The following is a 23,260-nucleotide window of genomic DNA, read 5'->3' on the forward strand; positions in this document are numbered from 1 at the left end:
GCAGGTGGTGCGGGCCGGCCCAGATGTAGATGAAGATCAGCGACCAGAAGTGGACGATCGACAGGCGGTAGGAATAGACCGGCCGCTCGACCCGCTTGGGCACGAAATAGTACATCATCGCCAGGAAGCCGGCGGTCAGGAAGAAGCCGACGGCGTTGTGGCCGTACCACCACTGGACCAGCGCATCCTGCACCCCGCCGAAGGCCGAATAGCTGCGCGCCTCCAGCAGGCCCACCGGCACCGCGGCGTTGTTGACCAGGTGCAGCAGGGCGACGGTGACGATGAAGGCCAGGTAGAACCAGTTGGCCACGTAGATGTGGGGTTCCTTGCGCTTCCAGATCGTGCCGAGGAAGACCAGCAGATAGGCGACCCAGACGATGGTCAGCCAGATGTCGACGTACCATTCCGGCTCGGCGTATTCGCGCGACTGGGTGATGCCGGAGACATAGCCGGTGGCGGCCAGGACGATGAACAGCTGGTAGCCCCAGAACACGAACCACGGCCAGATCCCGCCGGCCAGCCGCGCCTTGCAGGTCCGCTGCACCACCCAGAAGGAGGTGCAGATCAGGGCATTGCCGCCAAAGGCGAAGATTACGCCCGAGGTATGCAGCGGCCGCAGGCGGCCGAAATTCAGCCAGCCATGCTCAGGGAAGTAGAAGATCTCGGGCCACGACAGCTGGGCGGCGATGAAGACGCCGACCGTCATGCCGATGACGCCCCAGAACATGGTGGCGATGACGCCGGCGCGGATCACGCCGTCCTCGTACCGGCTCGGGTCCGAACGGAAACGCCCGCTGGCGATGCCGATGGTCATGGCGGCCAGCGCCACGACCGAGGCCGCCATCAGGATGTAGCCGTGGAAGCGGAAGGCCGCGTCGTCGGTCAGTCCGGTCGCGAGCAGGGCCACGATCGCCCCTACCCCCAGGAACAGGTACAGGGCGGAAACGTCGCCCGGCGTGTCGGCATCCTGTGAGATGGTGGTCGGCATTCGATGGGCCCCGGTGAGAGAGTGCCCTGCGTGCCCGGACTCCCGGCCTGACGCTTTGCGCCAACGCAAAGCCCCGCCTGAAAATCGTGGCCACAACAGCATCAGGAGGCCCGCATGGAACACAGTGCTGCCCAGGACCCACGGACGCTCGGCGTCTCTCTGATCGTCGCCGGCGCGATTCTGGCGGTTTCGTCCGCCGTCTGCGCGTTCGCGGCGGCCGACCACATGGCGGTCGCCGCGGCCCTTTGCGGACCCGTGACCGGCCACTGCATCCTGTGCGTTCTTCTGGCGGCGAATCTGCTGGCATCCGCGGGAGCCGCCGCCGGCGGCGTGGCGCTGCTCCGGACGCATCCACGACCCCGACGCCAGCGCGCCGGTCATTCCACTCGCCCGACGACCTGAGCGCCGTTTCAGGAGGTCCCGCCCATCGAGGCGGTGGCCGTTCAGCTCTGGTCGTTGTGTGAGAGGGCGCTGCGCACCGCGCTCAACAACCCGTCTGTCAGCAAGGGCTTTTCAATGATCGGCACGCCCGCGGTCGCGGCGCGCGCCCTCAAATGGGGCCGCGGATTGGTCGTGATCAGGACCGCCGGCATGCGCACGCCGTTCGCCCGGAGTCGCTCGAGCAGATCCAGCCCATCCACGCCCGGCAGGTGATAGTCGAGGACCAGGCAACCCTTGTCCGGCAAGGGCCCGGAGGCCAGCAGGCTTTCGGCATCCCTGAATTTGCGCACGTCCAGTCCTTCCAGGTCGAAGGAGAACTGCACGGCGTGCGCGACCGCCGGATCGTCATCGACAAGGATGACGGCCGGGCGCGATCCTGAACTGACGGGGAGACCGGTCACGCGCAGATGCATTCCAGGCGGGCACGCTGCAGCAGGCGCACGTGCCGCGTCGACCGGGCCTCGATCAGACCTTCGGTCTGCAGCTGGGACAGGGTCCTGGAGACGGTATGGATGGTCAGGCCGACATGGTCCGCGATGTCCTGCCGCGTCATCGGCAGGTCGATGAACTCCGGATGTCCCTGACGCCCGGCGAAATCGAGCAGGAAGGCGACGACGCGTTCGGTCGCGCCCTGCCGGGCCAGGATCAGCGCATGGTCCTCGCTCCGATGGAAGGCCCGGACGGTGATCTGCCACAGGGCGCGGGCCAGGCCGATGTCGGTGGCGGCCCGTTCGGCCAGCTCCGTCCGCTCGATCGCCGAGGCCTGGACGGTGCTCAGGGCTTCGGCGGTGATGGCGTGCTCGACGCCGGCTTCAAGGCCGACGAAGTCCCCGGGCAGATGGAAGCCCGTGACCTGACGGCGACCGTCGGCGAGAAGCCGGTAGCTGACCGCCGCCCCTTTCAGCACCCGGTAGACCAGTCGGACCGGGTCGCCTTGCCGGAACAGCTGCTCCCCCGGTGCGAACGGCGACCGCGGGGCCGTCGACGCATTTGCGAAGACGTCGCACAGACGGCAGTCCGGCGTTTCCGAGCGCGGCGTGGGGATCGGGCGATCCGTGATTTCGCAGGTGCGGAGAGCGGGCATGGGGGCGTCCGATGAACTTGAGGCCGCACACTAGGATCGGGCCCCTCCCCGGCGATATTCGGGAGTGCTCCCTAGGGGTTTTACCGGAGTCGACGCCGTCGTTCGCGATCCGGGGACGACTCACGATGGCGGGGCTTAAACCGCCCGGGCGTGCCGGCTCGCGGCGACCGGAAGACGGGCGTCAAAACAGGCCGCGACCACGCGCATGACGCGGTGCGCCTCGCCCGGAATACGGATGCTGCGGCCGTCGACCGTGCACAGGCCGTCGGCCTGGAGCCGGCTCGCGGCCACGATCGCGCTGTCCAGCACCGCGTCGGCGAAGCCGTGCGCCCGGCAGACCTCGGCCACATCGACCGTCAGGTCGCACATCAGCCGCTCGATCACCGCCGCGCGCAGATCATCCTCCGCATCGACAGCCAGCCGGCGCGCCACGGGAAGACGACCCGCCTCGACCTCGCGGCCCCACTTATCCGTGGTGATGGCGTTCTGCACGAAGCCCTCGGCGAAGCGGCCGATCGAGGACGGACCGATCGGGACCAGCACCGGAGCCGGATCGTCCGTGTAGCCCTGAAAATTCCGGCGCAACCGCCCCGAGGCCGCCGCGACGGCCAGCGGGTCGTCGGGCAGGGCGTAGTGATCCAGGCCGATGCGGACATAGCCTGCGCCGCGCAGAGCCTCGTCAGCGGCCTCGGCCTGGGCCCAGCGTCCATCGCCGTCAGCGAGGTCGGCCTCCCGGATCATCACCTGGTGCTTTTTCATCCACGGCACATGGGCGTAGCCGAACACGGCGACCCGGTCGGGCCGCAGGGTGACAGCCGCCTCCGCTGACGCCGTGACATTCTCCGGCGTCTGGCCCGGCAAGCCGTACATCAGATCGAAATTGATCGCGGACACGCCCGCCTTCCGCAGCCGGTCGTTGGCGGCGGCGACCATGTCAAAGGGTTGGATACGATTGACCCTGGCCTGGACATCCGGATCGAACGTCTGGACGCCGAGGCTGGCGCGGGTCACCCCGGCCTCGCCGCAGGCGTCGATGAAGGCCTCGGTCAGCATGCCGGGATCGAGCTCGGCCGCCACTTCCGCTCCGGGACGCAGGGCGAACCGGTCGGACATGTGCCGGACCAGGGTCCGGAAGTCGTCGGGCGACAGGGCGTTCGGACTGCCGCCGCCGAAATGCAGATGGGCGGCGCCGGCGTGCGGACCGATGGCGTCGGCCCACAGATCCACTTCCAGCATCAGGGTCTGGAAAAAGGCCCGGACCCGGTCGTAGTCGTGGAAGACGCTGGTGTGGCAGCCACAGTACCAGCACATCCGCTTGCAGAACGGCACATGGACATAGGCCGAGATGGCCTGGTCCGCGCGGGTGGCCGCCAGCCACGTCCGCGCCTCCGCCTCTCCGGCGGCAGGCTCGAAGGCGACCGCCGTCGGATAGCTGGTGTAGCGCGGCAGATTACGGGCGGCGTGGGACCGCCAGGCGGCGGGCAGGGCGCGGGGCGACATCCGGGGGCTCGATCTGGCGTTCGTGGTCAGGCCGCCGCTTTCCAGTTGGGCTGCAGCTCGACATGCACGGGGCACGGCGCGACCGGGATCGGCGCCAGGCCGCCCAGTTCGTTGGCGAAGCCGTGATTGACGTCACGGTGGTGGGCCTCGTCGGCGCGGACCACCAGCACCACGTCGCGCAGGGTCGCGTCAGCCGGCAGGTTCCAGTAGCGGAGGGCGATGGCGGGGGCGGCCACGTTCGGGCTGCGGCCTTCGTCGATCTCGGCCAGATAGTGGGTGTAGCTGAGGACCGCCTCCTCCTCGAAATAGCCGACCACCCGGTGCGCCGTCTTCGCGGACACCAGATAGAGGCCGAAGAAGAACAGGTAGAAGACCCACTGCACGGCGATGACCATGAAGCGCTCGAACAGGGTCGGCTGGGCCACCTCGATGAAGGTCATCAGGTGCATCCGCTCGTTCTCGGCCTCGTCCATCAGGGTTCGGATCCAGCCGTTGTCGTCCTTCATCCGGCGCAGGGCCTTCAAATGGTTCAGGGTGGCCCCGACCATGCCGGGCACGGCGGCGACCGTCTCCAGCACCACGGCGCGGTGGCCGTAGCGTTTGGCGAAGAAGGTGTCGGCGAAGAAGCGCAGCGCCTTGACGAAACCCCAGGCGACGCGGTCAGAGACGCCCTTCGGCGCGTGGTGGACGGACAGGTCGACGAGGGGCGCGATCATGGCGGAATCCGAAAATCAATGAACTGGGGCCGGGGCCCGATGGCGGTGAAGTAGCCGCCACCCGCGGCTGGTGAAATTCGGGTGTTTCACCTACGGGATGTTGCGGAGGCGACGATGACGACCACCCCGACAGCCGAGCTTGAGACCCGGACGCCCTGGGGCTGGATGCTGGCGACCCGCCATACGGGCTACGGCCTGGCGACCGCCGTGCTCGGCTCCGGCCTCGGACTGCTCGCCCGGCTGGCGATGACGCCCCTGCTGCAGGACCGGCTGGCCCTGCTGTTCTTCATCCCCTCCGTGGTCGTCGCCGCCGGCCTCGGGGGCGCGGTCCCCGGCGCCGTGGCGACGGTGCTGGGTCTCGTCTGCGGCCTGTACGTGACCTGGTCGACCGGCGGCCTCGCGCCCGGCGACCTCGTAGGCGGCGGGGTCTTCCTGCTGCTGGGCGCCCTGATCACCGCCGGCGGCGAGGCGTTCCAGAACATGCGCTCGCGGGCCGTGACGGTGAACCTGGACCTGCGGGCGCGCGAGGCCCACCTCCAGTCCATCCTCGCCACCGTGCCCGACGCCATGGTCGTCATCACCGAGCGCGGAATCATGCAGTCCTTCAGCCACGCCGCCGAGCGGTTGTTCGGCTGGACCGCCGAGGAGGTGATCGGCAAGAACGTCAGGATGCTGATGCCCGAACCCTATCGCGAACAACACGACGGCTACCTCGACCGCTATCTGACCACCGGCGAACGGCGGATCATCGGCATGGGCCGGGTCGTGGTCGGCGAGCGCAAGGACGGATCGACCTTCCCGATGGAGCTGGCCGTCGGCGAAATGATTTCGGGCGACCAGCGCTTCTTCACCGGCTTCGTGCGCGACCTCAGCGAGCGCCAGCAGACCGAGCAACGGCTCCAGGAACTGCAGTCGGAGCTGGTCCACATCTCGCGCCTGACCGCCATGGGCGAGATGGCCTCGGCCCTGGCGCATGAGCTGAACCAGCCGCTCTCGGCCATGGCCAACTATCTCAAGGGCTCGCTGCGCCTGCTGGACGCCGAGGCGATCCCCCGGGACCGGCTGCGCGACGCCATCCACAAGGCCGGGGACCAGGCGCTGCGGGCCGGCGACATCATCCGTCGCCTGCGCGACTTCGTCGCCCGCGGCGAGGCGGAGCGACGGGTGGAAAGCCTGCCCAAGCTGATCGAGGAAGCCAGCGCCCTCGCCCTCGTCGGCGCCAAGGAACACGGCGTCCGCGTGCTGTTCCGGTTCTCGCCGACGATCGACCTCGTGCTGGCCGACAAGGTCCAGATCCAGCAGGTGGTGCTGAACCTCATCCGCAATGCAATCGAGGCCATGGATGAGGCGAACCGCAAGGTGCTGGAAATCCGCCTCGACCCCGCGGCGGATGACTATGCCCTGGTCACCGTGGCCGACACCGGCTCCGGCATCAGCCCGGACATCGCCGACCAGTTGTTCCAGCCGTTCGTGACCACCAAGCGGACCGGCATGGGCGTCGGCCTGTCGATTTCGCGCACCATCATTGAGGCCCATGGCGGCCGTATCTGGGTTGAACCGAATCCGGGCGGCGGCACGCGATTCTGCTTTACGCTGCGTTCTGTAGGCGAAGAGGAACTCCACGATGGCGAATGAGCCGATCATCCATGTGGTTGACGACGATTCCGCGATCCGGGACTCGCTGGCCTTCCTGCTGGACACCGCGGGCCTGTCTTGCAGAACCTATGAGTCGGCCGCGGCCCTGCTGGCCGAGGCCGGAAATCTGGCGCCCGGCTGCATCGTCACGGACGTGCGCATGCCGGACATGAGCGGACTGGACATGGTCCGGCGGCTCTCCGAAATGGGCGTGCGCCAACCGGTCATCGTCATGACCGGCCACGCCGACGTGCCCCTGGCCATCGAGGCCGTCCGCGCCGGGGTCAAGGACTTCATCGAAAAGCCGTTCGACGACGAGGCCCTGCTGTCCTCGATCCGCTCGGCCCTCGCCGACCATGCCGGAACCGCCGAACGCGAGGGCCAGGACGCCGAGGTGCGCGACCGCCTCGCCTCCCTGTCCGCCCGCGAGCGTCAGGTGCTTGAGGGCCTGGTCGCCGGCCGCGCCAACAAGGTCATCGCCTACGACCTCGAGATCAGCCCCCGCACGGTCGAGGTCTATCGCGCCAACGTCATGACCAAGATGCAGGCCCGCAGCCTGTCGGAACTGGTCCGGATGACCATTCTGGCCCGGTAGTCGGGCGGGGGGCTCAGGGGTTTACCGGAGGTGACCCCGGCGCCCCGGAGTGGGACGAGGGAGGATCATCCGCCGCGGGACCCTTCCTGATGTTCGATTACAAGGCCGCATTCGGGACCGCCGTCGAGCAGGTCAAGGGAGAGGGGCGCTACCGCGTCTTCGCCGACCTGAAGCGCGTGCGCGGCCAGTTTCCGAAGGCGATCCGGCGTCGTGAGGACGGCGCCGAGCAGGACGTCATCGTCTGGTGTTCTAACGACTATCTCGGCATGGGCCAGCACCCCGAGGTGCTGGAGGCCATGCAGGCCGAGATCGACCAGGTCGGCGCCGGCGCCGGCGGCACCCGCAACATCTCCGGCACGACCCGTTCGGCCGTCGATCTGGAGGCCGAACTGGCGTCGTGGCACCAGAAGGAAGCGGCGCTGCTGTTCACCTCGGGCTATGTCGCCAACGAGGCGACCCTGACGACGCTGCAGCGCATCCTGCCCGGCCTGATCGTCTTCTCCGACAGCCTGAACCACGCCTCGATGATCGCCGGCATCCGCAACGGCGGCTGCGAGCGGCACATCTTCGCCCACAACGATCTGGAACACCTCGAACGGCTGCTGCGTGACGCGCCGGCCGATGCGCCCAAGCTGATCGCCTTCGAGAGCGTCTATTCCATGGACGGCGACATCGCCGACCTGGCCGGCACCATCGCCCTGGCCCGCAAATACAACGCCCTGACCTATCTCGACGAGGTCCATGCGGTCGGCCTGTACGGCGCGACCGGCGCCGGCGTGGCCGAGCGCGACGGCGTGCTGGACGGGATCGACATCGTCGAATGCACCCTCGGCAAGGCCATCGGCGTCATGGGCGGATACATCGCCGCCGACGCGGTGATCATCGACGCCGTGCGCAGCTGGGCCTCGGGCTTCATCTTCACCACCAGCCTGCCGCCGGCCCTGACCGCCGGGGCCCTGGCCTCGGTGCGCTGGCTCAAGGCCCATCCCGAGGTGCGCGACGCGCATCAGGAGCGCGCCGCCACGCTCAAGGCCCGCTTCAAGGCCGCCGGCATTCCGGTGATGGACTCGGTCAGCCACATCGTCCCGGTGTTCGTCGGCGACCCGGTCCACGCCAAGATGATCTCGGACATGCTGCTGGAAGAGCACGGCGTCTATGTCCAGCCGATCAACTATCCGACCGTGCCCAAGGGCACCGAGCGGCTGCGCTTCACCCCGTCGCCCAACCACACCGACGCCATGATGGACGATCTGGTCCGCGCCATGGACCGGCTGTGGACCCGTTGCAATGTGGCGCGGATGCCCGTCGCGGCGTGATCGAAGCCGTTCCTTTCGCCTCCCGCGGGATGTCTTCGCTTCCCTCGCCCCGTCATCCTGAATAGGTTCCCCGCTTCTTCACGGCGGGGGCATTGATGCGGCGGATCGGCCAAGGCACGATTTTCACGGCGGTTCTGGCCCTGACGCTGGCGGGCTGCGCCACGGCGCAGGAGGCGCCGGCACCGCCCCCGACCCCGTTCGAGGCCGTCGATCCCTTCATCGGCACCGCTGGCAAGGGCCACACCTTCCCCGGCGCCGTCGCGCCGTTCGGCATGGTCCAGCTCAGCCCCGACACCGACTTCCGGCCGTTCCGCCAGTCCTATGACTGGGCCTCCGGCTACCGCTACGACGACCCCACCATCCTGGGGTTCTCGCACACCCATTTCTCGGGCACCGGCCACTCCGACCTCGGCGACGTGTTGATCACCCCGATCTCGGGCGAAGTCCGGTGGGACCCGGGCGCCGCCGACCAGCCCGGCTCGGGCTATCGCTCGCGCTACAACAAGGCCTCGGAAGTCGCCGAGCCCGGCTATTACGCCGTCAGCCTGACCGACTCGGCCGTGCGCGCCGAACTGACCGCCGGCGTCCGCGTCGGCCTGCATCGCTACAGCTTCCCGCGCGGCGCCCCGGCGCGCGTCCTGCTCGATTTCCGCCCCTCGATCTACGACTACCCGGGCAAGGTCCTGTGGTCGCGCATCCGCCTGCATCCGGACGGCACCGTCACCGGCTTCCGCGAGACGCGCGGCTGGGCCCCGGGCCGCCAGGTCTATTTCGCCATGCGCTTCTCGCGCCCCATGGTCGGCCATGAGTTGCGCGACCGCGACGACACCATCCCCTACAACGGCTTCCGCCAGCCCGGCCGCACCCCCGCCGACCGCGACCAGGTCCAGGGCCGCCAGCTCGAGGCCGCCTTCGACTTCGGCGAGCTCTCCGCCCCCCTGCTGGTGAAGGTCGCCATCTCGTCGGTCGACGAGGCCGGGGCCATCCGCAATCTCGAGTCCGAGGGCGGCGAATTCGACTTCGACGGCGTCCGCGCCGCCACTCGCGCCCAATGGGAAGAGGCGCTGGACGTAGTCCAGATCGAGGCCGCGCCGGAGATGCGCACCACCCTCTACACCGCCCTCTACCACGCCCTGATCGCGCCCTCCGTCCACGGCGACGCCGACGGCCGCTGGCGCGGGCCGGATCAGCAAGTCCACCACTCCGACTTCACCGTCCACTCGACCTTCAGCCTGTGGGACACCTTCCGCGCCGAGCATCCCTTGCTGACCCTGGTCGCACCGCCGGAGCGCAACACCGACATCGTCAATTCGCTGATCGCGGCGCAGCAGGTCAGCCCTTATGGCATCCTGCCGGTCTGGTCGTTCCACGGTCAGGAGACCTGGACCATGATCGGCTACCACGCCGTCCCGGTCATCGCCGATGCCTACCTGAAGGGCATCCCCGGCATCGACGGCGCCGCCGCCCTGAACGCCATGACCGCCAGCGCGACCTACCGACCGTATGGCGGGCTCGGCGACTATATGGATCTCGGCTACGTCCCCATCGACCGCGAGCCCGAGGCCGCGTCCAAGACCGTCGAATACGCCTATGACGACTGGACCATCGCCCGCATGGCCGAACGGCTGGGCCGGGACGACGTCGTCGCCCAGTTCGACCGCCGCGCCGGCAACTGGCGCAACACCTTCGACGTCGAGACCGGCTTCGTCCGCGCCCGCCAGGCCGACGGCGCCTACCGCACGCCGTTCGATCCCACCGCCATCAACTACGGAAGCGACTACACCGAGGGCAACGCCTGGCAGTATTCGTGGTTCGCGCCCCAGGACCTAGGCGGACTGGTCGGCCTGATGGGCGGCGACGCGGCGACCGTCGCCAAGCTCGACGCCATGTTCGAGTTCGACAACACTGGCCTGGACTATTCGCACGCCGAGGACATCGCCGGCCTGATCGGCCAGTACATCCACGGCAACGAGCCCAGCCACCACACCGGCTATATGTACGTCTACGCCGGCGCCCCGTGGCGCACCCAGGCGCGGCTGACCCAGATCGTCACCAGCCAGTACCACGCCCGCCCCGACGGCCTCGCCGGCAATGACGACGTCGGCCAGATGTCGGCCTGGCTGATGTTCACGGCCATGGGCTTCTATCCGGTCACGCCGGGTTCGAACCAGTATGTCATCGGGCGACCGTTCACGGACCGCACGGTGCTGAACCTGCCCGGCGGCAAGCGGTTCGCCATCGTCACGGACGGGCTGGCCGACGACCATCCGTACATCCAGTCGGTGACCCTGAACGGCCAGCCGCTGGAACGGACCTGGATCGGGCATGAGGAGATCATGGCCGGGGGCGAGCTGCGGTTTGTCATGGGGGCGGAGCCGAACCTGACCTGGGGCGTGAGCGCGGCGGCGCGGCCGTATTCGATGACGCGGTATCCGGCCGGGCGATGAATCGCATCGCGCCTCCGTCCTTGTGGTCTGCCGTCCGCAACGACGTGATGACCTTCGCCATGGGGGCGGGCTGGATCGCGGCAAGCCTGTCGCTGGTGCCCTTGCGACCTTGGGCGGAAGGCCCGGTCGCCAGGGTCCTGGCCTTCGTTCTCGGCATGAAGAGAGGCGGAAGCCACTACGAGTACGAACCCTGGCACTATCCCTGTTTCGTCACCTTCCTCGTCACCCTCGGCATCGGGTGCTTGGCCATGGCGATCACATCCGCCCTCGATGCGCCGGCGAAGGAGCGTCGACTGACACGAAAGCTGCAACAGCGCGTTGATGAAGTCGAACTCCGCAACACCCGCACGCTCGACGAGCTCTAGCCTCGCACAAACCCCTGCAGCACATTCGCCTCGGTGCTCAGCACGAGCCGGCTCAGGTCGACCCGCTTCGGTTCCGCGAACATCAGGTAATAGTATTTCATCTGCTCCGACCACCAGTAGCCGGGGCAGTTGTCGCCCTGGGCCATCGGGCGGGTGGTGATGTCGGCCAGCGACGTATAGCCGTACGCCGCCTTCGAGGTGGCCTTCATGTTGCGCCAGTGGATCGCCGTCAGCGCGCGGTACCGCTCGTCCCGGTCGTGCTGCCACAGGTTCAGACAGGCGTCGGCGAACTCGGGTCGCAGGCCGGTGCCCTTGCCGCGCGGCGTCCCCGTCCGGACATCGATGGACTCGGGAATGATGACGTACTGTTCCTGCATGGCCGTATAGCTGGCGAGAAAGTCGTCGCCCTCGGCCTTGAAGCCCGCCTGCCCCAGCAGCCCGGCCAGATAGCCGCCCAGCACCGTCTGCGACGTCCCCGTCACCTCGGCGGTCTCATAGTCGACCATCGGGAACCACAGCCGCCCGTCGTATCGCCGGCCCTGATGGGTCACCATCGCCCCGAGGCACTCCCCGGCCCAACGCTTCATGTCCTCGTCGCCGAACAGCTCCCAGCTGTCCCAGAGGTATTCGTAGAAGCTGTCGGCATAGACATCGATCGAGGCGTTGCGGCTGATGAACTGGCCCGTCTCCGCATGGATGTTGGCCGCCATCAGCCCCTTGTCGGACCGCATGTCGAGCGCATGCTTCATCGCCCGCTTGGCCGCCGCATAGTAGCGCTCGTCGCCGGTCAGTTCGCCCAGCACGCCGAACTCGGCGGCATAGGTGCCGATCTCCGCGAGATTGGTCTCGGGATCCCGCACCGCCCCCGTCTTCAGGTTCACATAGCGGTACGGCAGGCCATGCGGCGAGGCGTCGAACGCCTTGAGCAGCCGGTTGCCGAGATCATCCGCCTTCTCCAGCACCGCCGCGTCGCCGCTGGCCAGATGGGCCGACAGCAGGCCGCCGACCAGGCGGATATTGGTCTCGAACACCTGGGCGAAGCCGTCGATGTCGAAACTCAGGCTGGTCTTGACCCAGTCGACCCCGGCCTGGAACTCGTCGTCCAGCTCCATGATCCACAGGGTGTCCAGCGCCTCGACCAGCGACAGACCCAGATCATGCCCCTCGATGAAGAAGGACTGCGAGGTCCCGCTGACCGGATTGATCTCGTCCTTGCCCCACGCCTTGTCGACATAGTGGTCCCAGGCCCATTTGAACTCGGACTTCACGTCCGCGCCGAGCGCGGTCCAGTCTTCGGACTGCGCGAACGCGGGCAGGCCGGTCAGTCCGGCGACGGCGGTTCCCCCCATCAGGGACAGGGCGTGGCGACGGTTCAGGTTCGACAGGGTCATGCGCCACCCTGACCCGAGGGTGCGCGACCGGCAATGCCCTAGGTGCGGCTGGACGCCAGCCGCGGCCCCATCATCCAGGGCGGCTCGGGCATCGAACGGCGCGCGGTGGTCTGGGCCCGGGTCCAGCGGTCGTGCAGGTCGGCGAAATAGGGATCATCCCCCTCGATCCGCCGCTGTTCGCCGCTGATGAAGTCGCGCCGGATGGTGATCAGGTCGAACGGCGCCCCGACCCCGACATTGCTGCGCATGGTCGTCGAGAAGGACACCAGCCCCAGCTTGACCGCTTCCGGCAGGGGGCTGTCGAAGGCCAGGCCGCTCTCGAGGATCGGCTTGCCGTATTTGGCCTCGCCGATCTGCAGATAGGGCGTGTCGCGCCCGCATTCGATGAAATTGCCCTGGCTGTAGATCAGGAACAGCCCCATCTCGCCGCCCGCGATCTGGCCGCCCAGCAGCATCGAGGCCGAGGTGTTCAGACTGTCCGCCTCCAGCGCCGGCGCGATCGACAGCCGCACGCTGCGCAGGGCGTGGCCCAGGACCTGGGCGCAGCGGAACAGGGTCGGCGCCGTCTCCAGCGTCTCCGGCTCCTCGCCGACGTTCAGGTGCACGCCCTCCTTCGCCATGGCGAGCGCGGTCTGGGTGACGGACAGGTTGCCGGCGGTGCAGATGCCCAGCACCCGCTCGCCGGGCCGGTCGACGACATGCAGCTTGCGATAGGTCGAAATGCTGTCCACGCCCGCATTGGTGCGGGTGTCGGCGATCATCGCCAGACCCTCTTCGACCAGCATGCCCACGCAATAGGTCATGCGGTACGCCATCCCCGAACGGCATTCATGGGTCGACGGTAGCAGATTCGCGCGACCGCGGCGCCCGCAACCGCGCCCGGTCAGGCCTGTTGCTGACCCTGTTGCATGTCGGCATCACGCACGTTCAGCCGCACGGCGAGACGCTCGCCGCCGCCGCCATAGCTGGCCCCGCGCACCGGCGCCGCCCCGCGATAGTCCAGTCCGGCGGCGACGCGCACATAGCGGTCGGTGGAACAGATGCCGTTGGCCGGATCGAAGCCGACCCAGCCCAGGTCCGGGATCCAGGCCTCGGCCCAGGCGTGGCTCGCCTCCTGGTCGTCCTGACCGTCGCGACGCAGCAGATGGCCGGACACATAGCGCGCCGGCATGCCCATCTGCCGGGCGCAGGCGATGAAGACATGGGCGTGGTCCTGACAGACCCCCCGGCCCAGGGCCAGCACCTCGGCGGCGGTGTGGGTGGGCGTCGTCACCCCGACCTCGAAGGCCACGGAACCATGGATGCCGGCCATCAGCCGGTGCAACCGCTCCAGCGGCGGATGGGCCGAAAACTCCGAGGCGAAGACCGAGATCAGCTTGTCGCGCCGGGTCAGGGCCGTGTCGCGCAGGAAGACCAGCGGCGACAGCGTCTCCTGCCCGGCCGGCACCACCCCCGCGGTGTCCGTGGTCACCACCTCGCCCGAGACCCGGACGGTCAGGCTCTGGGTCGGCTGTTCGGTGTAGAGCGTGTGGACGATGTTGCCGAAGGCGTCCTCGGACTTGCGCAGCCGGGCGTCGACATCGGTCTCGACCCGCCAGTTGCGCACCTGCTGCGCCTCGGTCGAGCGCGGCGTCAGCCGCAGCGTCTGGATGATGAAACGCGCCGCCCGGTCGTAGGCATAGGTGGTGGCGTGGTCGATACGGATGCGCACGCTTAGCTCAGATACTGGTCATGGATGGCCTGTCCCAGCCGGCCGTTCTCGCCGAGGAAGGCCTGGATGTATTCGTGCAGGCCCGACTGGAAGATGTCGTCCATGCGCGAATTGTCGAACGCCCGCATCCGGTCCGCCGCCAGCCGCTGGGCCGGACCGCGCCGGCCGTAGTCATTGGCCAGCCGCTCCAGATAGCGCACGATCGAGGCCTGGCAGCTGGCCAGCGAGCGCGGCATCTGGCGGTTCAGCACCAGCAGATCGGCCACCAGCCACGGCTTGACGCTGTCGCGATAGACCCAGCGATAGGCGGTCAGGGCCGAGACCTCGCGCAGCAGGGTGGTCCACTGGAAATAGTCCAGCTGCCCCCCGACCCGTTCGCCCTCGGGCAGCAGCAGATGGTATTTCACGTCCAGCAGCCGCGCCGTATTGTCGGCGCGCTCGATCGCCGCGCCGAGGCGCAGGAAATAGTAGCCGTCGTTGCGCAGCATGGTCCGGCTGGTCGCGCCCTCGACCGACAGGGTGACCGTCTTCACCCACTCCAGGAACCGCGCGAACTCGTCGCGCCGGGTCGGCTGGCCCTGCTCCTCCAGCCCGTTCCAGGCGCCGTTGATGGCTTCCCAGAGCTCGACGGTCAGGGCCGTGCGGACCGAGCGGGCGTTGGTGCGGGCGCGGGTGATGCAGGCGGTGATCGACGAAGCGTTGTTGGGCGCGAAGGCCAGGTATTCGCGGACCGACTTCTCGGTCGGCGACCGGCCCAGGGCCTTGGGCGCGCCGGCCGAGGCCAGCGCGCTGGCCCAGACCGTCTCGGCGTCGCCGTCCCCGCGGGTCGGGATGGCGGCGAGGCGCAGCGTGGCCTCGAGAATGCGGGCGAGGAAGTCCGCCCGCTCGATATAGCGGCCGGTCCAGTACAGGCTGTCTGCGGTTCTTGAAAGCATCAGACGTCCAGCACCCAGGTGTCCTTGGTGCCGCCGCCCTGGCTGGAGTTGACCACCAGCGAGCCGGGCTTCAGCGCCACCCGCGTCAGTCCGCCCGGCGCCACCTTCACCCCGTCGGGGCTACTCAGAACGAACGGCCGAAGATCGACGTGCCGCCCGTGCAGCTCGCCCTTGTCGAGGGTCGGCGCGGTGGACAGCTCCAGCGTCGGCTGGGCGATGAAGTCGTCGGGATCGTTGATCAGCCGTTTGCGGAAGGCCTCGATCTCGCTCTTCGACGCCGCCGGCCCGACCAGCATCCCGTAGCCGCCCGACCCGCCGACCTCCTTGACCACCAGCTGATCCAGCTTGGACAGCACCTCCTTCAGCGCCTCCGGCTCGCGGCAGCGCCAGGTCGGGACATTCTTCAGGATCGGCTCCTCGCCGGTGAAGAAGCGGATGATCTCGGGCATGTAGGTATAGACCGCCTTGTCGTCGGCCACGCCCGTGCCGACCGCATTGGCCAGGGTCACGGTGCCGTTCTGATAGGCCGTCATCAGCCCCGGCACGCCGAGGCTCGAATCCGGCCGGAAGGTCAGGGGATCGAGGAAGTCGTCGTCGATCCGGCGATAGACCACATCCACCTGCTGGCGGCCCTGGGTCGTGCGCATGAAGACCTTGCCGTCATCGACGTAGAGGTCCCGGCCCTCGACCAGATCGACCCCCAGTTTGTCGGCCAGGAAGGAGTGTTCGTAATAGGCCGAGTTGAACGGCCCTGGCGTCAGCACGACGATGGTCGGATCAGGCCCCGCCGCCTCGGGCGCCGAGGCCCGCAGCGAGGCCAGCAGCATGTCGGCATAGGTCTCGACCGGCCGCACCGGATAGTCGGCGAACAGGTCGGGGAACAACCGCATCATCATCTCGCGGTTCTCCAGCATGTAGGAGACCCCCGAGGGCGTGCGGCAGTTGTCTTCCAGCACGTAGAAGCCGTCCTCGCTCGTGCGCACCAGGTCGACCCCGGCGATATGGACCCAGACCCCGCGCGGCGGCCGCCGGCCCTGCATCTCGGGCACATAGTGAGGATTGGTCAGGATCAGCTCGGCCGGGACGACCCCGGCCTTCAGACACTCCTGCGCGCCATAGACATCGGCCAGGAACAGGTTGATCGCCCGCACCCGCTGGGTCAGTCCGGCCTCAAGCCCCGCCCATTCCGAAGCGCCGATGATGCGCGGCACGACGTCGAACGGGATCAGCCGCTCGCTCGACTCCGCGTCGCCATAGACCGCGAAGGTGATGCCCATCCGGCGGAAGAACAGTTCCGCCTGACGCGACCGCGCCTGGAGCAGCCCGTCGGGGGCGTCGGCCAGCCAGCGCGCGAGTCCGCGATAGCTTTCGCGGACTCCCCCGCCGTCACCTGACATTTCGTCGAAGGCCATGCCGCTCCCGCTGCTACAAGCTCGCAGCGTGGCCCGACAAGCGGCGCTGGCGCAACAGGAATGTTGCGCCGCCGCAAAGGTTCAGCGATCGCGCATTATCTCGACTGAAGCGTGGTGGTCCGTCCGGGGACGACCGTCACCTTGGCATAGCCCTCGGTCCAGGTGTTCTGGCTCAGGACCTCGCCGGCCCCCACGTCCCAGCACCCGGCGGAGAGGGTGAAGGTGTAGCTGCCGCCCGGCGGGATGCTGTAGCCCGAAGGCAGGCGGTTCAGGCCGTAGGTCGAGGCGCTGCAGTCCGAGACAAGCACCACGTCGATGGAGTTGGTCTGCGAGACATTGCGGATCTGCAGACCGCCCGTGGGCTCGCCCGGCCGGATCAGTTCGCCGCCGGTGATCAGCGAGGCGCAGCCGCCGAGGCTGCCGGCCAGGCCGATGATGGTCGCCGCCGCGGCGGCGCGAAGAATGGCTTTCATGGAATGTCCCTCCTGTCCCGCGCACAGGGCACCACCGCGCGCGGGCGCCCGCACCTGTCGATTCCTGACGGGGACGGTCAGCCCGGCACGCCGGAACCGCAGGCCTCAGGACCGGCCGGATCCTTCCCGCCGCACCATGGACGCACCGGTCATGTTGTAGCAGGCGGCGCGCGTCGGGCGGGTCCCGTCCGGCCCGCCATAGGCCGCGCGGATCGAACAGATATCGGCCGGGCTCAACTGTCCCCGCCAGCGGTTGGGGTTGCAGTAGTTCATGATCGAGTCCGCGTCGTAATAGGTCTCGTCCGCGACCACCGCCTCGGGCGTGCTCATGCGGGCGACGCAGTCGGGCGCGCGCGGGCTGACGTGATCGTGGGAAAAGCCCAGGGCGTGACCCAGTTCGTGCAGGGCGTCGGCGTAGAAGCACCCTTCGCGCCCGATCGACCCCCGCCGGCCGCAGATTCGATTGGTCACCAGATAGTCCGCGTTCAGCGTGATCATCCCCCCGCGCACCAGATTGACGCCCAGATGGCTGGCCGAGGCGAACCGCTCGGGATCGTGGTCGATACGGATCGGTATCCGGCGCTCCGGTCCCGTCGTCGGCGAGTCGGCGCAGTCGGCGGTGATGTCGAACTCGACCCGGGCCACGGCCTCCCAGGCGGCGGCGGCGTCCATGACCTTCTCGCGCGCCCAGGCGTCGTCCGCCGTCGGCGACTGGAAACACATCGGCACGCGCCCGTCCGGCCATATGTCGGCCTCGGCCGGCGGGGGCGCCATCACGATCGGCGGCGGCGGAGGCGGAGGCGGCGGCGGCGGAGCCGGAGCGGTGACCGGCGGCGGGACCTGGTCCTGCATCGTCCCGCAGCCGGCCATGGGCAGGGCGACGGCGGCCAGAAGCACGGCCACAATGATCCGGAAGCGGGTCATGCCCAGCGGCTTTCGGTCAGGGTCAGGGTCAGGTCCAGCGCGACGCCCTGCGCCGGCGATCGGCGGGAGTCGGGGTCCAGGTCCTCAGCCTCCACGGAGACCGTGACCGGCTGGTCGCCTTCCCCGATCAGGTTCAGCACTTCCTCGCCGAAACGGAACGGCAGGCTGTAGTCGCCGCGGTGGTTGGCGTGTTCGCCCTCCGTCAGGTGCAGGAAGGTCGGCGACGCGCCCAGCGAGATCGTCCGCCCCGCGCAGCTCATCCGGATCTCGATCGACCGGTCCAGAAGGGCCTCGGTCGCTGCATAGGCGACCGTGCCCGCGCCCGCGATCATCAGCGTGTCGTCGGCCGCCCGCATCCGCGCCAGCGCTTCGGCGGGGAGCGTCACGCTCATGCCGTCGAGGCCCGGCTCGCCCTCGGCGCGCAGGGGATAGACGACGCCGCCCAGCGGCTCACGCCGGGTCGCCCCCGGCGGCCCCGCATCGGGGGCGCTGAACACCGGGAACGGATAGAGGTGGTCGTAGCTGTAGCCCAGCGACCGCGTCTCCAGCACATTGCCGACCCGCCAGTCGCCGGTGTCCTCGCCGCGGGAGCCGACGAAGCCGTTCAGCGTCCGCGCCGTCCAGTCCGCCGGATAGACATTGGCGGATTGCCGCGCGTGCCAGGTCGCCCAGACCCGGTCCACATTGGCGTGGTGCAGCCAGAAGATCGGATCGGTCGCCGCCGTCGTCAGCCGCCCCATCAACCCGCCGACCAGCTCGTGGATATGGTTGTGGCCATAGCCCTCGACCATGCCCGCGCCGTCCGGCAACCGGCCGGCGAAGGTCTCGAACCCGTCGGAGGTCAGCCGCGCCATATAAGGCGACCGGGCCCAGCGGGCGGCGTTGAAATCCATCGTATCGACGCCGCGCGCGCGCTGCCGCTCGTACAGCGGCGCGCCCTGCGCGGTGACCCACGACGGCAGGGTCTGGTGCTCCTGCGCGTCCCAGTAGGGCATGGCGAAGGTCGCATGGCCGGTCAGCTCGGCGATGATCCGCTCGAGATGGGCCAGTTGCAACCGGTGCCACGGCAGGAACAGGCCGTTGTTGTGCTGGCCGTTGCGGGCGTGGATCGTGTTCTGGCGCGTCCACGAGCGCGCGTCGCGGCGCCGCTTCATCTGCGCCAGGCCCTCGCCGAAGGCGACGACGTCGTCGCTGGTCGCCGACAGGCTGGACGCCCCGCGGCGCACGCGGCGCGAGGTTTGGCCCAGCGCGGGTCCGGACCACAGGCCCAGCATGGCGGCGCCGGCCAGCGCCTTCCGTCTGTCGATTTTCACGAAGCCCCCGCCTCTCAACCCGCCGTCGTCAAAGCCTCCGGCGCATCCGCAGGTTTCACGAAACCCCGGTCGGTGTCGAGCCTGCTCGCGCGACAGGCTCCTGCCCGATGAAACGCGCGTCGCGCGCCGCCATCCAGGCGTCGCGGGCGCCCTGCCGCGGCATGTCCACGCCGAACACCGCCAGCTGCGCCACCCAGACCTCGGACATCTGCTGGACCGTCCCCTGCAGCCACGACGGCGCCTGTTGCCGTGACCAGTTCAGCGGCGAGACCGCGTTGAACACCAGCAGGAAGGCCGCCGCCACGAAGATCGTCCGGCTGGTCCAGCGTCGGTCCCGCGCCGCCACGCCCTCGTCGTCCAGCGGCGGGGCCGGCGGAAAGGCGAACCGCCCCAGCGCCGCCAGCCGGTTCTCGCGCGTCGGCAGATCATGGGCGTCGGCGTTCTGGTTCCAGTCGCTGAAGGGATCGCCCGGCCCCGGCGGCAGGCTTTCGTAGAGCGGTGGGAAGGGCGATTCCGGCCGGTGAACCGGAAACGGCTCCAGCGGGATTTCAGGCGGGTCGCGCTCGTCGGTCATTGTCGTTTCAACGCCTCAGAACTGGAAATAGATGAAGGGCGCCACGCCCTCGGGACGCACCGCCTCGACCAGCAGGATCGCCGCCCCGATCAGCAGGCCCAGGGTCAGCGACGGCGCCGCCTTCAGCCGCTCGGCCACGCCCTCGATGGCGCGCGGCGGCAGCCAGTGCATCGCCAGCCCGCCGACGATCAGCGTCAGCAGCAGCGGCGTCAGCGCCACCACCGGCCCGATCCGCCCCAGCCCCTGCAGCATCTGCATGGCCAGGTCGAAGCTCTCGGCCCGGAACAGGATCCAGCCCAGGCAGACGATGTGGAAGGTGACCAGAACCCCGATCACCGTCGGGATGACCTTCCGGTCGCCCAGCGCCGCGCGGAACAGCCGCTCGATCACCTGCACCCCGCCGTGCAGCGCGCCCCAAGCCAGGAAGGTCCAGGCCGCCCCGTGCCACAGCCCGCCCAGCACCATGGTGATGAAGACGTTGATACAGGATGAGACCAGCCCCTTCCGCCCGCCCCCCAGCGGCACATAGAGGTAGTCGCGCAGCCAGCTGGACAGGCTGATGTGCCAGCGGCGCCAGAAGCTCTGCATGGACGACGCGCGGTACGGCTGGTCGAAGTTTCGCGGGAAGGAATAGCCCAGCAGCGCCGCCAGCCCGATCGCCATGTCGGAATAGGCCGAGAAGTCGCAATAGATCTGGACCGCATAGCCATAGACCGCCGCCGCGATGTCGACCGCGCCATAGGCCGAGGGATCGAAGAACACCGGATCGACCAGGTTCACCGAGATCTCGGACGCGATCACCGTCTTCTTGAACAGGCCCCAGACGATCAGCAGCACGCCATGCGTCGCCATCGCCCGCGTCAGCCGCGGCGTCCGGTCGAACTGCGGCAGCAGATCCGAGGCCCGCACGATCGGTCCGGCGACCAGATGCGGGAAGAAGCTCATCAGCAGCATGACGTCGAGCAGGCTCTTCGCCGGCGGCGTCTTTCCGCGATGCACGTCCACGACATAGGAAATGCCCTGGAAGGTGAAGAAGCTGATCCCCACCGGCAGCACGATCTGCAGCAGCGGCAGGTCCCGCTCCCAGCGGAACCGCATCAACAGGTCGCCGGCCTGTTCGATGAAGAAGCCGTAGTATTTGAAGAAGCCGAGGATCAGCAGATTGACCGCGACCCCGAGGCCGACCAGCCACGCCTTCTTCGCTCCCGGCTGCCGTGCGATCAGCGCCCCGACGCCCCAGTTCAGCACAGCCGACAGGATCAGCAGGGCGACGAACCGCCAGTCCCACTGCGCATAGAAGAACCAGCTCGCCAGCAGCAGGAACAGCTTGCGCCGCCCGTTCTCGCGCTCCAGCGACCAGGCGGTGAAATAGACGAACAGGAAGAAGACGCCGAAGGCCAGGGTGGGGAACAGCATCTATTCCGTCCCCTCGCGCCCGGCCCGCCACGCATCATAGGCCGCCATCAGGTCAGCGCTCAGCACGCCGCCGATCCAGTCCGCGCCGGTCGAGGAAAAATGCACCCGGTCGCCGCGCATCAGGGGCTCGCCCCTCGTCGCCAGTCGATCCGCTGAACAGTCGCCGCCCATCCGCCCGTGCCAGTCCCAGAACGCCACACCCATGTCGGCGGCGACCCGGCGCTGCACGTCCCGGACCACCGCCAGAGACGGCGGCGGCGCCCTCGACCGGTCGGCGCTGCAGCCGTCGACGACCCCGTTGCGCAGGGCGTCCGGCGCCCCGAGGATCATCAGCGAGGCCCCCGGCGCCAACTGCCTCAGGCGCTCGATCTGTCCCCGCAGCAATCCCTCGTAGTCCTGCCCGTCGAGCCCGTCGTCGAACCCCTCATTGGTCCCGTAGGCCAGCACGATCAGGGTCGGCCGCCAGTTGGCCAGTTGCAGCGCGACAACCGCCTGATCGCGCGCGGCCAGGTCCCTCAGCGTCGCGCCCACCACCCCGAGGTTCGAAACCGTCACGCCGGGCCCCGCCAGGCCCAGGCGAATGTCGTGCAGCTTCAGGACGTCATCGAGCGGCCGCAGCACGATCTCCCGCGGTCTCCCGTTGATCAGCATGGAGTCGCACGAACGGTCCCGGCCGTGCTCGTTGAAGAACCGCTCGCTCCAGACCTCGTCGTCAGCCCGCATCCACAGCCGGCCCTCGCCTTCGCCGCAGACCGAGACCCCATAGGTCAGCGTCTCGGGGCCGGCGTCGAGCCGGAGCCGCAGCTCCGCGCCGGGGGCGACGGTGATCGACTGCACGCCCGTCAGCCCCACACCGGCCCGCTCGTAGCCGGCATGGCCCGACAGCGGCGCCAGGGTCGAGGTCCAGCCGCTGGCCGTCACCTCGACCTGCATCGGCGAATAGCCGTCATAGGGGACGCCCGGCGGCAGCACGCCGCGCCCGGCGTCGCCGAACCGCGCCTGAAGCACAGCGCGCAGCTTGCCGGTGATGCGGTCGCCCGCCGTGTGGCTGTCGCCGATCTGGAGGATGTGAACGGGGACGACGCGTCGGCCCGCCTCGGTGGCGGCCAGGGCCTCGAACACACCGGTCAGGGCCTCGGCCTGGCATATGCCGTCAGGACAGAGGGACGCGCCGGGCGCGGGCGTCTCGACCGGTCCGTAGGGAACCTGCGCCGCCGCCGCGGACGCCAGCCAAGCCGCGACAAGGGCCCCGGCGAGCGTCTTCATGCTCAGGCGGCGGGTGAAACGGGCGGTGCGACCGCTGGAGCCGGCCCGCGCGGGCGGTCCAGTCCGGCGTCACGCTTCAGCCGCGCCGCGACCGGAGCGCTCATCCGCAGATAGCCGGCCATCGACATGTGGATTCCGTCATTGGCCCGCATCAGCACGCGACGCCCGCTGTCGTTCGGCAGGTACGCCTCATAGCCGCCCGCCTCGTTCGAGGTCAGCGCCACGGTCTCGATATAGGGCACGCCCAGCGCGCGCATCCGCGCCTCGACCACGCCGTTGATCAGCATCATCCGGCCGTCGAAGCTGTCGCGCTTCATCCGCGGCAGGCCGACCCAGTAGACCGCCACATTGCGGCTGCGCAGCAGGGCGACCAGGTCGTCGATCCGTTGGCCATAGGCGGCCTTCCAGCCGTCCGTCCCGAACATGTGCACCACCCCGCCGGTGTCGATGCCCTGGGCGTCATTGGTGCCGAACAGCATGACGGCGACATCCACCGGCGTCGCGTCCAGCTGGCCCCGGGTCTTGGCCTGGATGTTCACATAGTCGTAGCGGCTCAGCCCGGTCGAAACCTGCGAGAATTTGGTCACCGAGACGTTCGGCTGGTCCTGCAGGTCGCGGTAGAGGCCGGCGTAGAGGCCGTCCGCCATCGAATCCCCGAACACGCCGATCCGCAGCGGCCCCTGCGCCAGCCGCGCGCTCAACGGCGTCACCCGGACCACGGCCGGCGCGGGCGCGGCCGCCGGCGCGACGACGGCGAC

General features: G+C 68.9%; 23 protein-coding genes. 6 read left to right on the forward strand and 17 right to left on the reverse strand.

The genetic code is table 11. The features are described 5' to 3' along the window. Positions 1-988 (reverse strand): cbb3-type cytochrome c oxidase subunit I (locus B2742_RS04670; RefSeq protein WP_349681113.1); only part of this gene is annotated, 988 nt, incomplete at its 3' end. Positions 989-1,102: 114 nt separating this feature from the next. On the opposite strand from B2742_RS04670, the gene B2742_RS04675 reads away from it, so the two are divergent. Then, positions 1,103-1,390: a hypothetical protein gene (locus B2742_RS04675; protein ID WP_292063533.1), complete on the forward strand. Its 288-nt coding sequence runs from the start codon at positions 1,103-1,105 to the stop codon at positions 1,388-1,390. Between the two features lie 41 nt (positions 1,391-1,431). Here the strand turns inward: B2742_RS04675 and B2742_RS04680 are convergent, their stop codons facing one another. From B2742_RS04680 to B2742_RS04695, 4 genes are all read right to left on the reverse strand, one after another. After that, on the reverse strand, positions 1,432-1,842 hold the full coding sequence (locus B2742_RS04680) for a response regulator transcription factor (RefSeq protein WP_292063536.1): 411 nt from the start codon (positions 1,840-1,842) through the stop codon (positions 1,432-1,434). Further along, a complete protein-coding gene (locus B2742_RS04685) occupies positions 1,827-2,513 on the reverse strand; it encodes a helix-turn-helix domain-containing protein (RefSeq protein ID WP_292063537.1) in 687 nt (228 codons plus the stop codon). Before B2742_RS04685 ends, B2742_RS04680 begins: the two co-directional genes overlap by 16 nt. Before the next feature lie 135 nt (positions 2,514-2,648). Then, positions 2,649-4,013, reverse strand: a complete 1,365-nt coding sequence (gene hemN, locus B2742_RS04690; protein WP_292063540.1) for an oxygen-independent coproporphyrinogen III oxidase — start codon at positions 4,011-4,013, stop codon at positions 2,649-2,651. A gap of 26 nt (positions 4,014-4,039) precedes the next feature. Continuing rightward, positions 4,040-4,729, reverse strand: a complete 690-nt coding sequence (locus B2742_RS04695) for an alternative oxidase (protein ID WP_292063542.1) — start codon at positions 4,727-4,729, stop codon at positions 4,040-4,042. Positions 4,730-4,843: 114 nt separating this feature from the next. Between B2742_RS04695 and B2742_RS04700 the strand changes: the two genes are divergently transcribed. The 5 genes from B2742_RS04700 (at position 4,844) to B2742_RS04720 (ending at position 11,087) form a co-directional block, all read left to right on the forward strand. Continuing rightward, complete coding sequence (locus B2742_RS04700; RefSeq protein ID WP_292063545.1) at positions 4,844-6,364, forward strand: PAS domain S-box protein; 1,521 nt, start codon at positions 4,844-4,846, stop codon at positions 6,362-6,364. Then, positions 6,354-6,959, forward strand: a complete 606-nt coding sequence (gene fixJ / locus B2742_RS04705) for a response regulator FixJ (protein ID WP_292063548.1) — start codon at positions 6,354-6,356, stop codon at positions 6,957-6,959. The genes B2742_RS04700 and fixJ overlap by 11 nt, the downstream gene beginning before the upstream one ends. Before the next feature lie 89 nt (positions 6,960-7,048). Next, complete coding sequence (gene hemA, locus B2742_RS04710; RefSeq protein ID WP_292063553.1) at positions 7,049-8,275, forward strand: 5-aminolevulinate synthase; 1,227 nt, start codon at positions 7,049-7,051, stop codon at positions 8,273-8,275. A 95-nt stretch (positions 8,276-8,370) separates the two neighbouring features. Next, entirely contained in the window at positions 8,371-10,722 is a 2,352-nt protein-coding gene (locus B2742_RS04715) for a GH92 family glycosyl hydrolase (RefSeq protein WP_292063556.1), read from the forward strand. 47 nt (positions 10,723-10,769) lie between these two features. After that, positions 10,770-11,087, forward strand: coding sequence for a hypothetical protein (locus tag B2742_RS04720; RefSeq protein ID WP_292063558.1), 318 nt, complete (start codon positions 10,770-10,772; stop codon positions 11,085-11,087). Here B2742_RS04720 and B2742_RS04725 read toward each other — a convergent pair. The 12 genes from B2742_RS04725 to B2742_RS04780 form a co-directional block, all read right to left on the reverse strand. Beyond that, complete coding sequence (locus B2742_RS04725) at positions 11,084-12,478, reverse strand: glycoside hydrolase family 47 protein (RefSeq protein ID WP_292063561.1); 1,395 nt, start codon at positions 12,476-12,478, stop codon at positions 11,084-11,086. The two genes, B2742_RS04720 and B2742_RS04725, sit on opposite strands and share 4 nt — an antisense overlap. Positions 12,479-12,516: 38 nt before the next feature. Then, positions 12,517-13,281: a peptidase gene (locus B2742_RS04730; protein ID WP_292063563.1), complete on the reverse strand. Its 765-nt coding sequence runs from the start codon at positions 13,279-13,281 to the stop codon at positions 12,517-12,519. Between the two features lie 80 nt (positions 13,282-13,361). Beyond that, on the reverse strand, positions 13,362-14,189 hold the full coding sequence (locus B2742_RS04735; protein WP_292063565.1) for a transglutaminase family protein: 828 nt from the start codon (positions 14,187-14,189) through the stop codon (positions 13,362-13,364). A gap of 2 nt (positions 14,190-14,191) precedes the next feature. Then, positions 14,192-15,124, reverse strand: a complete 933-nt coding sequence (locus B2742_RS04740; RefSeq protein ID WP_292063568.1) for an alpha-E domain-containing protein — start codon at positions 15,122-15,124, stop codon at positions 14,192-14,194. Continuing rightward, positions 15,124-16,536, reverse strand: coding sequence for a circularly permuted type 2 ATP-grasp protein (locus B2742_RS04745; RefSeq protein WP_292063570.1), 1,413 nt, complete (start codon positions 16,534-16,536; stop codon positions 15,124-15,126). The genes B2742_RS04740 and B2742_RS04745 overlap by 1 nt, the downstream gene beginning before the upstream one ends. Before the next feature lie 95 nt (positions 16,537-16,631). Next, entirely contained in the window at positions 16,632-17,009 is a 378-nt protein-coding gene (locus tag B2742_RS04750; protein ID WP_292063573.1) for a hypothetical protein, read from the reverse strand. Between the two features lie 105 nt (positions 17,010-17,114). After that, positions 17,115-17,933 carry a hypothetical protein gene (locus B2742_RS04755; RefSeq protein WP_292063576.1) on the reverse strand — a complete coding sequence of 273 codons (819 nt, stop codon included), beginning with the start codon at positions 17,931-17,933 and terminating at the stop codon, positions 17,115-17,117. Then, positions 17,930-19,246 (reverse strand): tyrosinase family protein, encoded by a 1,317-nt coding sequence (locus B2742_RS04760; RefSeq protein ID WP_292063578.1) that lies wholly within the window; start codon positions 19,244-19,246, stop codon positions 17,930-17,932. The genes B2742_RS04755 and B2742_RS04760 overlap by 4 nt, the downstream gene beginning before the upstream one ends. A gap of 55 nt (positions 19,247-19,301) precedes the next feature. Continuing rightward, positions 19,302-19,820 carry a hypothetical protein gene (locus B2742_RS04765; protein ID WP_292063580.1) on the reverse strand — a complete coding sequence of 173 codons (519 nt, stop codon included), beginning with the start codon at positions 19,818-19,820 and terminating at the stop codon, positions 19,302-19,304. A 15-nt stretch (positions 19,821-19,835) separates the two neighbouring features. Continuing rightward, the gene (locus B2742_RS04770; RefSeq protein ID WP_292063583.1) at positions 19,836-21,236 is read right to left on the reverse strand and encodes an MBOAT family O-acyltransferase; all 1,401 of its coding nucleotides are present in this window, start codon (positions 21,234-21,236) and stop codon (positions 19,836-19,838) included. After that, positions 21,237-22,502, reverse strand: coding sequence for a GDSL-type esterase/lipase family protein (locus B2742_RS04775; protein WP_292063586.1), 1,266 nt, complete (start codon positions 22,500-22,502; stop codon positions 21,237-21,239). 2 nt (positions 22,503-22,504) lie between these two features. After that, a partial coding sequence (locus tag B2742_RS04780) for a DUF459 domain-containing protein (protein WP_292063588.1) occupies positions 22,505-23,260 on the reverse strand: 756 nt, incomplete at its 5' end.

The sequence above is a fragment of the Brevundimonas sp. UBA7664 genome (genome assembly GCF_002483305.1).
GTDB lineage: Bacteria > Pseudomonadota > Alphaproteobacteria > Caulobacterales > Caulobacteraceae > Brevundimonas.